Consider the following 14399-nt stretch of genomic DNA (forward strand, 5'->3'; position numbering starts at 1 on the left):
CAAAAGTACATTGGCACACTATTGAGTTCTCAAACAACATTTGCATGCTTTTCACTGTCGCCCTCAGGGGCTTGAGCTCTTCAGCAGCTTGTCTGAACTTACTGTATCGGACTGACTCTGTCAAATCCAAACTGAGAAGTTCTGCTTTCGTTTCCTTCCCGGCAACCTCTCGGTAACCGTTCGTGGCAACGAGAATGACTATACGAACCTTTAGACCGAACAAGCAAATCGCCAGGTCATCCGGACATTCTGCGAACAATGCGGGGCATGGCCCCCACCATCACCACCATGATGACCAGTTCCACCATGGTCTGGGTGACCACCACGACCGGAGCGAGGGGCCCGCCCATCGCCAGAGCGAAGGGCAGAACCACCAGCGAATTGCGGGTCACCCCGCTGAAGGTCGCCGCCACCTGCTGCGGGGCGGGTAACCGCAGCAGGGAGCTGACCGTCAGGCCGGCCACGATCATCACCAGGGCGAAGAGAAGGTAGATACCGGCGGGAAGGAGAAGCCGCTGCCACTGCTCGAGCACTCCTCCGGCGTGGCCGGCGAGCACCACGAAGAGCGTGGCCATCATGAGCGGGACCATCGCGGCATTGCCGGCGGCGTCGATACGCCGGGCCCAGCGGCGGCGCGGCATCAACCGCTGCAGAAGGAAGGCCGCGCCCAGGGGGAGAAGGATCAACAGGAGGAAGGCCTCGAGGAAAGGTCCGGCCGGGAGCGCCTCCTGCGACCCCACGAAGAGACGCAACAGGGGTGGGAGAAGCAGCAACTGCCCGATGAGCAGAAGAGGCGTCGCCGCAAGCAACTGTGCGCGCGCTCCCCCGGCCAGGCCGGTGAAGGCGATGACGTAATCGATGCAGGGGGCGAGCAGAACGAGCAGGACAGCGGCGTGGACGACGGTGTCATCACGCAGGGGCAGGGCCAGCAGTCCCGCAACCACGGGGACGATGGCCGCGTTGAGCAGGGCGAGGACGGTGAGGAAGCGGGCGTTGATACGCACGCGTGTCAGAGGAACAGACAGGAAGGTGACGAAAAGCAGAAACCCCAGCACGGGGGTCACCAGACCCTGCAGTACCGGGGCGTCGATGAGCAGTCCGGCCAGGATCGCCGCGAGGTAGCAGGCGATCTGGTTACGCTCGAGCCAGGGGACCATCTAGTGGTAGACGGCGAGCAGTCCGTTGGGACCGTCGATCACCTGGACCGGGGTATTGAAGATCTCGGTGAGAATGTCATCACGCATGACCTCCCGGGGCGTGCCGAACTCCGCGATCTTGCCGCCCTTGACCGCGCAGATGTAGTCGGCGTAGCGGGCGGCGAAGTTGATGTCATGCAGCACCACGATGATGGTGCGGCCGAATTCCCGGGCGGCGGACTGCAGGTGCTTCATCATCTCCACAGAGTGGGCGATGTCGAGGTTGTTCAGCGGTTCGTCGAGAAGCACATAATCCGTCTCCTGGCAGAGCACCATCGCCACATACGCGCGCTGGCGCTGTCCGCCGGAGAGCTGGTCGAGATAACGATTCTCCAGGTCGGTCAGGTTCAGGAAGTCGATGTAGCGGGAGATGATCTGTTCATCCTCCGCATTCAACCGGCCCTTGCTGTAGGGGAAACGGCCGAAGCCGACGAGCTGGCGCACCGTCAGCTTGGTCACGAAGTGGTTCTCCTGGCGCAGGATCGAGATGATCTTCGCCAGGTCCTTCGAGCTTGTCGACGACACGTCGTGCTGCGCCACCGTGATCTCACCCGAGTCCATCGCCAGGAGGCGGCCGACCATGGTCAGCAACGTGGATTTGCCGGCACCGTTCGGACCGACCAGCGCAGTGATACCGCCGGCGGGGATCTCCAACGTCACCGGTCCGATCGCGACGTCGCTGTTGTACTCCTTACGGACATTGGTCAGTGTGATCACAGTCGGCCCTTTCTGAGGATGACGATGAGGAAGACGGTGCCACCGATCAGCTCAATGATGATCGAGACGACACCCTGTGCCCGGAAAATGTGGTTCATGATGAAGTAGGAACCAGTGAGAACCACGAAACCGGTGAGCGCGGCCATCGGGAAGATGAATCGGTGGTCATAGGTGTCCGCGAACTGGTAGGCCAGGGTGGCCACGAGGAAACCGAGGAACGTCATCGGCCCCACCAGCGAAGTCGATACCGCCATTAGCACGGACACCAGGATCAGCGTGTAGACCGACAGGAGCTTGTGGTTCACGCCGAGGTTGGTGGTCGCATCCCTGCCGAGCGCGATGACGTTGAGCTTGCGGGAGTTGAGGATCAGCAGGACACCCGCGATGGCGATCATCGGGATCGCAACCGGGAAATACTGCGTGTCCGCATTGTTGACAGAGCCGAAGAGGCGGGCGGACAGGACGTCGAACTCCGAGGGAGTCAGCGTGCGCTGCATGAATGTGGACACTGAACCCAGGCCACCACCGATGATGATGCCGACCAGCAGCATGGCGTGCATATTGCCGCCCTTGCCGGTGAGCAGCCAGGTGTAGAGCACCAGTGTCAGCAGGATCATCACGGCCATCTGCCCGACGAACAGCTCCAGGCCCCGGGTCGCGAGGAAAGCCGTCGTGCCGAAGAGGAACATCGTCGAGGTGTGGATGACCGTGTAGAGCGATTCGAAGCCCATGATCGAGGGCGTGAGAATCCGGTTATTGGTCACCGTCTGGAAGGCCACTGTGGCGATGCCCTGGCAGAACGCCACGATCGCCATGACCACGACGGACTCCATGCGGCGTTCGGCGATGAGCGCGAACCCCGGATGACCCACCGGCATCGGGTTGCTGTACCAGATCAGCCCCCAGGTGAAGACAAGCGCGGCCACGGACAGGCCGGCCATGATGAACCAGTACTTGCGCCTGGCCTTCTTCGTCTGGAACGGCCCTGAGGTCCGCTCCCTGATGTGGGTGCCCTCCGACTCAGCCGGAAGTTCAGAACCGACGGTGACGTGCTCCTCCACCGCGGTGGACTCCAGGAAGGTCTCGCGGCGCTCCAGGCCTGTCGTCTTATTCTCGATGTGCTTATCCACGGCGCGTCTGCCTCACGATCAGGATGACGAAGACAACCGCACCGATGATGCCCAGGATCACGGAGACCGGGATCTCGAAGGGCGCGATGATCGTGCGGCTGATCAGGTCGCAGACGGTGACCACCGCGATGCCCATCAGGCACACCCAGGGGAGGTTGGAACGCAGGTCATCGCCACGGAACATGGAGACGATGTTCGGCACGATCAGACCCAGGAAAGGCAGACTGCCGACAACGACGGTGACCACACCCGTTGCCACGGCGATCAGGCCGGTGCCGATGAGGATCATGCGGTTGTAGTTCAGGCCGACGTTGGTGGCGATCTCCTCACCCATTCCCGCGACCGTCAGCCGGTCCGCGAAGAAGAACACCGCGATCACGATGAACATGACGATCCACAGCACCTCGTACTGGCCACGGAAGACCGTGTTGAAGGAACCTGCGAACCAGATTCCCAGCTGCTGCAGCATATCCGTCTGCAGGGCGAAGAAAGTTGAGATCGAGCTGACCACCGCACCGAGCATGATGCCGATGATGGGCACGATCAGCGAGGAACGCAGCGTCACCCGGCGCAGAAACATGAAGAAGATCATCGTGCCGACGAAGGAGAACACCACGGCGCCGATCATCCGGTCGAGGATGGTGGCCGCGGGGATGAAGTACATGACCGCCAGCAGACCCAGACCCGCCCACTCCGTCGTGCCGGTGGTACTCGGTTCCACGAATTTGTTCTGGGTCAGCAGCTGCATCACCAGGCCGGACATCGCCATGGCGGCGCCCGCGAGGATAAGTGAGACCGTGCGTGGGATCCGGACCGCCTCAAACATCAGCTGACCGTCATCACCACCGAAGATGTCGTACTGCCCGGTGAAGAGGGAGGCCACGACGAGGGCGGCGACGAAGATGAAGCCGAGAATCAGCTTCCAGTCGAAGAGTTTCACCCGGGTACGTACCTGACGTCCGGGGGTTGTCTGCGACTGTGCGGAAGCGGGAGATGCGGTGGACACCCCTCAGTCCCCCTTTCTCTCACTGGCAGACGGTGAAGCGATGAACATGCGTGTTTCCTGGTTTCTGGCGTGGGCGGACCGGTGCGGTCCGGGCCCGGTGGGGCGGTAAAAGGGAAGGAGACTGCCTCGTGTGCACAAGACAGCCTCCTGGATGTTTCGGGTGATTCCGGAAATTGGGACGAATCCTAGCCGTCCCTTCCCCAGTCCACCGAATTAATTGTTGTTCGCGGCCTCTTCGAAGAGGTCGGCCAGACCGTTGAGAATCTCGGTGTAGGTGAGGATGTTCTCGTTGGTGTAGGTGTCGGCAGGTGCGTAGTAGACATTGCCCTCGGTGGTCGCGGTGACGTTGGCCAGGGCCTCGTTGTCCTCGATGACCTGCTCAGCAGCGACGTACTCGTCGGTGTTGCGGGTGGTGGTGCCGCCGTCGCGGTCCATGACGAGGAGGATGTCCGGGTTGGAGGCGGCGATCGCCTCGACGTTGATGTCATCGCCCTCGTGGTCGGAGGAGGCGTTGTCGACCTCGAGAGCCGGGGTCAGGCCCAGCAGATCGAAGATCGGTCCGAAGGTACGGCCGACGGAGGGGGCGATGTAGCCGATGTTGCCGCCGGAGACGTTCACGGCCATGACGGATTTGTCGGAGACGGCCTCATAGGCGGTCTTGGCACGCTCGAGGGCATCGTTGAAGTCGGCGACGATGATGGCCGCGTCCTCCTCCTCATCGAAGACCTCGCCGAGAATCTCGGCCTGGCGGATCAGCTCCCGGTCCAGCGGCTCGCCGTCACGCGGATCGAGCTCGATGATGGTGGTATCCGGGTTGAGGGTGGAGATCTCATCGTAGTACTGGGCGAAACGCTGGCCGTTGACGATCAGCTCCGGCTGGGCGGCGGTGAGCGCCTCCAGGTTCGGCTCGCGGTGGGTGCCCAGGTCGACGATGTTCTCGTCCTCCTTGTAGGAGGTCACGGTGAACGGGACCAGGCTGACCGGAGCGGCCACCAGATCAACATCCCAGCGGTCCAGCAGCTCGAAGGCACGGTTATCGGTCGCGGCAACGTTGCCGACCGGCTGGGTGATCTCCTTGGTGCCGTGGTTGTCCTCGATGGTGATCGTGGTGGCCTCGGCGGCAGCGGTGCTGTCAGTGTCAGCCGTGGTCGTGCTGCTGTCGGAGCAGGCGGTGAGGAACAGACCGGCGGCGGCGACCGCGGCGATCAGGGAGGTACGGAATCGTGCCATGTGTCCTTGTTTCCTTAAAAATCCGTTTGAAAGGTGACCAGCGTCCTGGCAGTTTAGGGCAGGGTTCCCTAATTGAGGGACAGTACAACGTCACCACCGGTGAGGCAAGGCTACCTTGCGCAAATCCACCTTCGAGAGGGGTGAAATCCAGCAAACTGCGAGGCAGGAGGGCTTTTGCAAGATTGTAACCCAGACGTTGCTTTGGCTCACCTTACCCGCGAAAGAGTGGCTGATGACACAAATTAGTAAATTTCACATCCTCAGAAATGGCCGTCTGCCGTTGACCAGTGATTTCGACCCGAACCCCCGGGAAATCTCCGGGAAATACCCTGGCGCTCCGCACCCGCCCCCGGGTGGCTGACAGGCAGCCGAAAGCCCCCGCCCCTGAGCTGAATCAGAGTGCGGGGGCGGGTGGTGAACCTTACTTGTCGTCGCCCTGGGTCATCAGCGCGAGGCCGATGGCAAACATGAAGACATCCTTCGCCAGGCTCATGCCCTCCTGCGAGGGGCGGATCCCGTCAGCCTCGGTATTCTCCGGGTTGCGGAAGTACATTGACAGCAGGCCACCACCGAACGCAGCCAACCCGGCGCCGGCGACCTTATTGGGCACGAAGGGCGCCAGCAGGGCCACACCGAGGCCCGTCTCCGCGTAGCCGAGCCAGGTGCCGAACTTGTCCGAGGGCAGCTTTGCCAGTGCAGGGATGCCGGAGGCCGCCGCCTGCTGGACGCCGGCGGAGTACTCGGCCGGCATGCCGATCTTGCCCACGCCGGAGTTGGCGATGAAGGCGCCGGAGACGCCGCGGAGGATAGCGGTGGAAATCTTGGACATGAAAGCTCCTAGCAATATTGTTGACGTGTACTCATAGAAGGTACACGTTCATACCTTTCGACGCCAGTGGCCGTCTCAGGCGCCGATCTCCTCCAACACATGATCACTCTCGTCCGGGAAAATCAGCGGATAGGTGAAGCCGGCGATTGCCGCACCCACCAGAGGCGCGACTATGAACGCCCAGACCTGCATCAACGGCTCGCTCCCCGCGAACCACGCCACGCCCAACGAACGTGCCGGGTTCACCGAGGTATTGGAGATCGGGATCGAGATCAGGTGGATCAACGTCAACGCCAGACCAATCGCGACCGGGGCAAAACCCTGCGGGGCACGACGGTCAGTGGATCCGAGAATGATCCAGAGGAAGATGGCGGTGAGCACCGCCTCCGCCACAAGCACAGCCACCAGCGAATAGCCGTCCGGAGAACGGTCCCCGTAGCCGTTGGTGGCGAAACCTGATTCCACGGCGGAAAAACCCTCCCGGCCCGAGGCAATCACGTAGATGACACCACCCGCCAGCGAACCGCCGATCACCTGGGCCAGCATGTACGGGAGCACGGCCGAACCCTCCACGCGGCGGGAGAGGAACGCACCCAGGGTGACAGCCGGGTTGAAGTGCCCACCGGAGATGTGGCCGACAGCGTAGGCCATGGTCAGGACAGTGAGTCCGAAGGCCAGGGCAACACCCACGAAGCCGATGCCCATGTTGATGTTCGGGTTGTCAGCGGACAGGACGCTCGCAGCGAAGACCGCGCTACCGCAGCCGCCGAAGACGAGAACAAAAGTACCCAGCAACTCTGCGGCCAGGCGTGTCGTCATTGATTGATGCACGTGAACTCCAGACGGTGGGAAACAGTGTATGAAGCTGACTCTACGATGCGTCGTCCCTGCTGGCAGGGTGTTTGTGTAACAGATACGTCAGGATCGTCCGGCATCGTTCCGCGCCTGCGGGCACAGCCATCCGAGCCGGTGCTGCCCGGGACCTGTCCCCTTGGAAGTTCGGAGCCGAGGGTCAGGTCTCACCCGCCAGATCCCACCCGTCAGGTCCGGACATGTATCTCCCAGGATCCGCGCTGCTCACCATGCCGCCGCACCCGAGAGATACATGTCCGGACCTAACCTCCGAAACCTACTTCTTAGACCATGAAATGAGGAGATCCCCGGACCAGTGCTGGTCCGGGGATCTCCCTCAGTGGAGCTGCCGGGAATTGAACCCGGGTCCTTCGTCACCTCGCCAGGGCTTCTCCGTGCGCAGTTCGCGCCGGATCTCTGCTCGGCCCTCCGGCTCGGACGAACTCGTTCCGGATGATGGGCCCAGTCAGCGGTAAGTGTCCCGTTCAACCCCGCTGACGCGGCTGGACGGCAAGCCTCCTAGTCGATGCCAGGGTCCGGATCAGAGGCGAGTCCGGCCTGACAGACACGCGGTCGCTACTTAGGCAGCGAGGGCGTAGTCGCGCTGAGTGTTCTCGGCGCTTATGGGTTTGCTGCGACGCTTGCGGTGGTCCTCAGCCTGCACCGGCACGCTTCCCCTGGCTCAATATACGAAGTCGAAACCTGAATCAGCCCCGTATTCACTGCGGCGGGATTGTGCATCTGTCCGCAGGATGGTTCATCTTAACGCTTCTTCACCTGTTCCGTCAACCATTCCGCTAACACGATTGCCTGGTTGTGTTCGCGGTCGGCGGCTCCGTAGAGGAGGGTGATATCACCGTCCGCCAGTGCAACGAGTTCGCCGACATCGCTATTCCCGGCGTCGAGTTCCGCCCGGTAGCGGGCCTGGAACTCCTCCCACCGGGCGGGGTCGTGGCCGAACCATTTCCGCAGCTCGTGGGAGGGGGCCACCTCCTTCAGCCAGAGGCAGTCGAGGTCCACCCTCGCCACTCCCCGGGGCCAGAGCCGGTCGACCAGGATAGCGAGTCCGGTGACGGCGGCGTCGCCCCGCAGGAGGTCGTGGACCTTGACCGCGGTGATCATCCCTGGATTCCCTTGATCCGCCTGCCCAGCTCGCGGGTGATCTCACGTTCCTCGGTGCGGCGTTTGATGTCCTGCCGTTTGTCGTAGTCCTGCTTACCCTGCGCCAGACCGAGCTCGAGTTTGGCGCGCCCGTCCTTGAGGTAGAGCTGCAGCGGTACGAGGGTGCGGTTGCCGTCGCGGACCTTGCCCATGATGGAGTCGATCTCCCGGCGGTGCAGGAGGAGTTTGCGGGTGCGTTTCGGGGGGTGGTTGGTCCACGAGCCCAGGGAGTACTCCGGGATGTGGAGGTTGCGCAGCCACACCTCGCCGTCATCGACGGTGGCGAAGGCGTCGGCGATGGACACCTTGCCCTCACGCAGGGACTTGATCTCCGTGCCCACCAGCACGACACCGCATTCGTACGTCTCCAGGATGTTGTAGTCGTGCCGGGCCCTGCGGTTGGTGGCCAGGACGCTACGGTCCTGAGTTTTCTTCTTCTTGGCCATAGTCCGGTCCATGCTACCCGGCTGCTCACAGCAGCAGAAGCAGCAGGAGCACCATGATGACCGGGAGGGCCGCCAGGACAGGGAGGGCGCCTGGACGTCTGTGCAACGCTCCGGCGGTACGTGGCGTGCTCACCAGCGTGGTGGTGTCGGGGGCCTGCAGCGCAAGTGCCGCCAGTGCCGGACGCTCGACGAGCAGGGGCGCGTAGTCGCGGGCGGCGACGTGGTAGCGGTCGCGGGTCTCCGGGTGGCCGGTCAGCGCCACCGTCGTGTCATGGGGTTGCTTGGCGACGAGCGCGGCCAACCTGTCCGCCTCAAACCGCGAGGTCCGCCCGGGATGGGCTGCGATGAGGTGACGGTCGGCGTCGACAAGCAGGACGCGGTGCCCGGTCACCGCATGGAGCACCTCGACATCCGTGCGCAGCTGGATTCCGTCGACATCGATCCCCGCCAGGGCCAGATCCCCGAGGTGGCGGCCGAGTTCGTCTACGGTGAGGCCCGCGGGATGGACCAGCACCACCCGGGTGGCCGGACCGCTGGTGGCCTGGGTGGCGGCGTGGACGGCACGGGCGATCGTGGGGAACGCCCCGATCAGGTGCACCCCTCCCCCGCTGAGCCCGACGGCAGAACCCACCCCGCCGGGGCCGAGGGAGAGACCCAGCGACCAGCCCATCAGATGAGGAAGACGACGCCGAGGACGACAGCCAGGGCGACAGCCACGATGATGATGTAGTTGTTCACGCTGGTGTTCTTCTCCGGCGCCGGTGCGGGGGCATCGGCGGGGATGTCCACGAGAGACTGCGCCACGGGATTCTCCAGTGCCAGCAGCGCCACGTCCTCGCGGGGACGGACCTCCGGTTCCCTGCCGGGGACGACGATGGTCACCTCGTCACGCACCGGTTCCTCCACGGAGAGGAACCCCTTCTTCTTTGGGATCTCCTGCGGGACGATCTCCACGGACTGGCCGTAGGCGGTGTTCAGGACCTCGGCTTCGCTGCGCACCTGCACGGTCTGGGCCGGGATGCCGGCGATGACGAGCTCACCCAGATACCACTTGAGGGCGTGAGGCTCCAGCCCCTCCTCAATGATGAGGCAGGTCCGGGCAGGCACCCGGCTGTCCTCCCCCTCGGAGGAGAAGCGCACAGCGCGGTCGATCTCGGGGAAGTATCCGGTGATCTCCGGGCTGCCGGAGACGCCGAGTTTCGCGGTGCCGTTGCCGGTCGGGGAGACGGCCAGGGCCAGGGTCCAGGTCATGCCTCTACTTTCTCACATAACTGCGCAGCGCGACCTGTGCCGTGACCGCGGCAAAGATGAGACCTGTCAGCGTGACCACAGGGGCGACGAGCCAGATGTCGGCGTTGGTCACCGGCGCGATCAGCTGCGACTCATAGAGGCCGCGCAGTGCCTTGTCGATGACGAACTCCTTGCCCAGGAACAGGCCCACCGTGGCCAGGACGGCACCGATGAATGTCGAGATGAGGGCCTCCAGCACGAACGGTGCCTGGGTGAACCAGCGGGAGGCACCGACCATGCGCATGATGGAGATCTCGTGGCGGCGGGAGAAGGCCGCGATCTGCACCATGTTAGCGATGAGGAAGACCGCCGCGACCGCCTGCACCGCGGCCACGAGGAAGGTGGCGTTGCGCACCGCATCCAGGTTCTCGGTGGCCCCGCGCAGGTCATCGACCTGGTCGACGACGGTGTCCACCTGCGGCAGGTCACGCACCGGCTCCAGCGGGGTCTGGTCCAGCGGATCGCTCAGGCGCACGTGCAGCGCGGCGGGCAGGGCATCGGGGGAGGTCTCCGCGACCAACTGCGGGTCCGTGTCCTGGAAGACCTCGACGAAACGCTCATAGGACTGCTCACGCGAGCGGTAGGTGACGGAGTCGACGCCCTCGGCGCCGTCGAGAAGCTCACGGACCTCCCGGCACGCCTGCGATGAGCAGTCCGCGTCGTTCGCGGAGATGTCCTCGTCGAGCTGGACCATCACCTCCACCCGGTCGAGGTAGATGTCCTTGGTGTCCCCGGTCATCTGGGTGACGAGAAATCCTGTGGCCAGCAGCGCCAGGGAGATCGCCGTGGTGATGACGAGGGCGACGGTCATGGTGAAGTTCCGGCCCAGCCCGCGGAAGGCCTCCCGGAGGACGAATCTGATGTTCATGTGGTGCTCCTTGCCGCTATCGGGATTCGCCGTAGACACCGTGGGCGTCATCACGCACGAGCCGGCCCAGGTTGAGTTCGATGACGCGCCTGCGCATGTCGTCGACCGCCCGGGCGTTATGTGTGGACATCACCACTGTCGTGCCGCCGCGGTTGATCTGGCCCAGCAACGACATGATGCCGGCGGAGGTCTCCGGGTCGAGGTTGCCGGTGGGTTCGTCCGCCAGCAGGAGCAGGGGGCGGTTGATCACGGCGCGGGCCACGGCGACACGCTGCTGCTCACCCCCGGAGAGCTCGTGCGGCATCCGGTCGGCCTTGGATGCCAGGCCGACCATCTCCAGGGCCTCGGGCACCGATTTGTCGATCTGGCGGCGTTTCTTCCCGATGACCTCCAACGCGAAGGCCACGTTATCGTGGACGTTGAGTTTGGGCAGCAGGCGGAAATCCTGGAAGACGTAACCGATGCGCTGCCGCAGCTGGCTGATCTGCCCGCCCCGGAGCTGATTGACGTGGAGGTCCGCAAAGTGGATGTCGCCTGAGGTGACGTTCTCCTCCCGGATCAGCAGCTCCAGGAAGGTGGATTTTCCTGAGCCGGATGGCCCGATGAGGAAGACGAACTCCCCCTTGTCGATGGTCAGGGAGATGTTGTCCAGGGCCGGGCGCGTCGAGGTCCGGTAGACCTTGGTGACGGAGTCAAACGTGATCACCTCTCACACTGTAGCCAACGCCCTGTGAGGGTTGCGGCGCCTGTGAACGCAGGAGAGGGGGTGCCACCAAGTTGCCAGGAAGTGCTACGCCCGACTCAAGCCTGCTGCTGCTCCGCCATCCGCCAGCGGATGCCGGCCTCAAGGAAACCGTCGATCTCGCCGTCCAGCACCTTCGAGGGGTCACCCACCTCGAAGTTGGTGCGCAGGTCCTTGACCATCTGGTACGGGTGCAGCACATAGGAACGCATCTGGTTGCCCCAGGAGGCGTGGCCGCCGGAACCGAGGGCGTCCATCTCGGCGCGTTCCTCCTGGCGCTTCTTCTCCAGCAGCTTCGCCTGCAGGACCCGCATGGCGGAGGCCTTGTTCTGGATCTGCGACTTCTCGTTCTGACAGGTCACCACGATGCCCGTCGGGACGTGGGTCAACCGCACGGCCGAGTCGGTGGTGTTCACGGACTGGCCGCCCGGACCGGAGGAACGGTAGACATCCACACGGACGTCATTGTCCGGGATATCGATGGAGTCGACCTTCTCCACCACCGGCAGCACCTCGACCTCGGCGAAGGAGGTCTGGCGGCGGCCCTGGTTGTCGAAGGGGCTGATACGCACCAGGCGGTGGGCGCCCTGCTCGACCGAGAGCTGGCCGTACATGTAGTCGCCGTGCACCACGAACGTCGCCGATTTGATGCCGGCCTCCTCCGCGTAGGAGATGTCATAGACGTCGACCTTGTGGCCGTTCTTCTCCGCCCAGCGGGTGTACATGCGCATGAGCATCTCCGCCCAGTCCGCGGCGTCGATCCCGCCCGCGCCGGAACGTATGTTGATCAGTGCCTCACGTTGGTCATAGGCCCCCGACAGCATGGTGGTGACCTCAAGGGCCTCGATCTGCTCACGGACGTCGGCGAGCTCCCCCTCGGCCAGCTCGTCGCCATCATCCTCCTCCTCGGCCAGCTCGTACATGATGGGCAGGTCTCTCAGACGCTGGCGCAGGTCGGTGAGTTTGCGCAGCTTGCCCTGCACGGCGGACAGCTCGGAGGTGACCTGCTGGGCATGGTCCGGGTCATCCCACAGGCTCGGATCGGAGGCCTGCTGCTCCAGCTCACGCACGCGCGCGGACAACTCCTCCGGGTCCATCACCTTCTCGATGGTGGTGAGGGTGGAGTCCAGATCTTCGAGTGCAGCAGAGATTTCCGGTCGCATAACCTGACAGTCTACTTGTCCCCCGGCTGAGTCATCGCGCACGAGGGGGCACAATGGGCCCATGACCAATCAACACCCTGCCGCCAGCCTTGAAGACATGATCGCCGCGATAACGAAGACGTTCGTCATCGCCCACGACCAGGATTCCGACGAACACCTCGCCCAGGCCCTCGTCTACAACGCCGGGCGCCTGGCCTGGCGGATGCGTGAACAGGGCGTGGACACCCGCCACAAGAGTTCCGTCTCTGATGTGGTGACGCAGGCCGACCACGCAGCGGAGGAGTTCATCGCCGGTGCACTGAAGCAGCTGCGCCCGGAGGACGGGATCGTCGGTGAGGAGGGCACCGACCACCCCTCGACCTCGGGGCGGACATGGGTGGTCGACCCGGTCGACGGCACCTACAATTTCACGGTCGGTTCCGACTACTGGTGCGCCGCCCTCGCCCTGACAGAGGGCGATCCGGCCACCCCGGAGCGCCTCATCCTCGGTGCGGTGCACCGCCCCGCGATGGGTTACACCTGGCTGGGCGGGCCGGAGATCCCGACGGTCCGGGACGGCCGGGGGGTGACGAAGCTGCAGGACATTGACGCCGGGCAGCTCTGCCTGGCCACCTACCTGCACCCCACCTCGCTGGCGAAACCGGAACGTCGCGAGGCCTGGACCCGGGTCGTCGATGAATTCGCCACCCTGCGGATGCTCGGTGCGGCCTCCGTCGACCTCGCCTCCGTGGCGGACGGCTCGATGGGCGTGTGGATGCAGCACTCCGTCGCCGACTGGGACTGGCTGCCGGGCAAGGCGCTCGTCGAGGGCGCCGGCGGCGTCGGAGTGAAGGTCGAGGCCGCTGGAGTCACCTGGTGTGTGGCAGGTAATGCCCGCGCAGTGGAACAGGTCAGGTCCGCGCTGGTTAGAATGTAGAGCCATGAGCACGTACGCCGATGACCTTGCCCTCGCCCTCGAACTCGCCGACCTCGCGGACGCGTTGACCTTCGAGCGCTTCGAGGCCACCGACCTCAACGTCACCGCCAAACCCGACATGACCCCGGTCTCCGATGCCGACCTCGCCTGCGAGGAGGCACTGCGTGCGAAACTGGCCGAGGCCCGGCCCACCGACGCGATCCTCGGCGAGGAATTCGGCGGCGAGGTCACTCACGAGGGTCGCCAGTGGGTCATCGACCCGATCGACGGCACCAAAAACTTCGTCCGCGGCGTGCCCGTCTGGGCCACGCTGATCTCCCTGCTTGTCGACGGCCGGCCCGTCGTAGGCGTCATCTCCGCCCCCGCGCTGGCCCGCCGCTGGTACGCCGCCGAGGAATCCGGTGCCTGGCGCACCTTCAACGGCGGCTCCCCCAAGAAGCTCAGCGTCTCCGGTGTGGCCTCCCTCAGCGACGCCTCCCTGGCCTTCTCCTCCCTGGAGGGCTGGGCCGAGCGCGGCCTGCGGGAGCACTTCATCGCCCTGTCCGACAAGACCTGGCGCCTGCGCGGCTACGGAGACTTCTTCTCCTACTGCCTGGTTGCCGAGGGTGCGGTCGACATCGCCGCCGAGCCCGAGGTCTCCCTCTGGGACCTGGCCGCCCTGGCAATCCTCGTCACCGAGGCCGGTGGCCGCTTCAGCTCCCTGGCCGGGGCGGACGGCCCCCACGGTGGTGATGCGGTGGCCACCAACGGCCTGCTGCATGAAGAAACCCTCGCCGCGCTGCGCGGCGAGGGCTAGTTCCCGTCGTTCCTAGATGATTGATTCCTGGGGTTCAGTGGTCATACGCGATCAACG

General features: G+C 64.3%; 16 protein-coding genes and 1 other RNA gene. 2 read left to right on the forward strand and 15 right to left on the reverse strand.

Annotated elements, in window-relative coordinates; genetic code table 11:
• Positions 1-236: 236 nt before the first annotated feature.
• The 15 genes from NYP18_RS14920 to prfB all read right to left on the reverse strand — a co-directional run bounded on the left by NYP18_RS14920 (position 237) and on the right by prfB (position 12630).
• Positions 237-1157: an arsenic resistance protein gene (locus NYP18_RS14920; RefSeq protein WP_259428993.1), complete on the reverse strand. Its 921-nt coding sequence runs from the start codon at positions 1155-1157 to the stop codon at positions 237-239.
• The gene (locus tag NYP18_RS14925) at positions 1158-1913 is read right to left on the reverse strand and encodes an iron ABC transporter ATP-binding protein (protein ID WP_259428994.1); all 756 of its coding nucleotides are present in this window, start codon (positions 1911-1913) and stop codon (positions 1158-1160) included. It lies immediately after the preceding gene.
• The gene (locus NYP18_RS14930) at positions 1910-3043 is read right to left on the reverse strand and encodes an iron chelate uptake ABC transporter family permease subunit (protein ID WP_259428995.1); all 1134 of its coding nucleotides are present in this window, start codon (positions 3041-3043) and stop codon (positions 1910-1912) included. Before NYP18_RS14930 ends, NYP18_RS14925 begins: the two co-directional genes overlap by 4 nt.
• On the reverse strand, positions 3036-4049 hold the full coding sequence (locus tag NYP18_RS14935; protein WP_259428996.1) for an ABC transporter permease: 1014 nt from the start codon (positions 4047-4049) through the stop codon (positions 3036-3038). Before NYP18_RS14935 ends, NYP18_RS14930 begins: the two co-directional genes overlap by 8 nt.
• Positions 4050-4262: 213 nt before the next feature.
• A complete protein-coding gene (locus tag NYP18_RS14940) occupies positions 4263-5279 on the reverse strand; it encodes a siderophore ABC transporter substrate-binding protein (RefSeq protein WP_259428997.1) in 1017 nt (338 codons plus the stop codon).
• A gap of 421 nt (positions 5280-5700) precedes the next feature.
• The gene (locus tag NYP18_RS14945) at positions 5701-6108 is read right to left on the reverse strand and encodes a hypothetical protein (protein ID WP_259428998.1); all 408 of its coding nucleotides are present in this window, start codon (positions 6106-6108) and stop codon (positions 5701-5703) included.
• A gap of 75 nt (positions 6109-6183) precedes the next feature.
• Positions 6184-6927, reverse strand: coding sequence for an aquaporin Z (aqpZ, locus tag NYP18_RS14950; protein ID WP_259428999.1), 744 nt, complete (start codon positions 6925-6927; stop codon positions 6184-6186).
• A 371-nt stretch (positions 6928-7298) separates the two neighbouring features.
• Positions 7299-7675, reverse strand: a transfer-messenger RNA (tmRNA) gene (ssrA, locus tag NYP18_RS14955).
• A 47-nt stretch (positions 7676-7722) separates the two neighbouring features.
• Positions 7723-8082, reverse strand: a complete 360-nt coding sequence (locus tag NYP18_RS14960) for a DUF488 domain-containing protein (RefSeq protein WP_259429000.1) — start codon at positions 8080-8082, stop codon at positions 7723-7725.
• A complete protein-coding gene (gene smpB, locus NYP18_RS14965) occupies positions 8079-8567 on the reverse strand; it encodes an SsrA-binding protein SmpB (protein WP_259429001.1) in 489 nt (162 codons plus the stop codon). Before smpB ends, NYP18_RS14960 begins: the two co-directional genes overlap by 4 nt.
• Positions 8568-8592: 25 nt before the next feature.
• On the reverse strand, positions 8593-9237 hold the full coding sequence (locus NYP18_RS14970) for a hypothetical protein (protein WP_259429002.1): 645 nt from the start codon (positions 9235-9237) through the stop codon (positions 8593-8595).
• Complete coding sequence (locus NYP18_RS14975; protein ID WP_259429003.1) at positions 9237-9818, reverse strand: hypothetical protein; 582 nt, start codon at positions 9816-9818, stop codon at positions 9237-9239. Before NYP18_RS14975 ends, NYP18_RS14970 begins: the two co-directional genes overlap by 1 nt.
• A 4-nt stretch (positions 9819-9822) precedes the next feature.
• Positions 9823-10725 (reverse strand): permease-like cell division protein FtsX, encoded by a 903-nt coding sequence (gene ftsX / locus NYP18_RS14980; protein ID WP_259429004.1) that lies wholly within the window; start codon positions 10723-10725, stop codon positions 9823-9825.
• 16 nt (positions 10726-10741) lie between these two features.
• The gene (ftsE, locus tag NYP18_RS14985) at positions 10742-11431 is read right to left on the reverse strand and encodes a cell division ATP-binding protein FtsE (protein ID WP_259429005.1); all 690 of its coding nucleotides are present in this window, start codon (positions 11429-11431) and stop codon (positions 10742-10744) included.
• Between the two features lie 95 nt (positions 11432-11526).
• Positions 11527-12630, reverse strand: a complete 1104-nt coding sequence (prfB, locus tag NYP18_RS14990) for a peptide chain release factor 2 (protein WP_259429006.1) — start codon at positions 12628-12630, stop codon at positions 11527-11529.
• Between the two features lie 61 nt (positions 12631-12691).
• Between prfB and NYP18_RS14995 the strand changes: the two genes are divergently transcribed.
• Positions 12692-13546: an inositol monophosphatase family protein gene (locus NYP18_RS14995; protein ID WP_259429007.1), complete on the forward strand. Its 855-nt coding sequence runs from the start codon at positions 12692-12694 to the stop codon at positions 13544-13546.
• A 4-nt stretch (positions 13547-13550) separates the two neighbouring features.
• The gene (gene hisN, locus NYP18_RS15000) at positions 13551-14342 is read left to right on the forward strand and encodes a histidinol-phosphatase (protein ID WP_259429008.1); all 792 of its coding nucleotides are present in this window, start codon (positions 13551-13553) and stop codon (positions 14340-14342) included.
• Positions 14343-14399: the final 57 nt, after the last annotated feature.

The organism is Corynebacterium lemuris (genome assembly GCF_024919295.1).
Classification (GTDB): Bacteria; Actinomycetota; Actinomycetes; order Mycobacteriales; family Mycobacteriaceae; genus Corynebacterium; species Corynebacterium lemuris.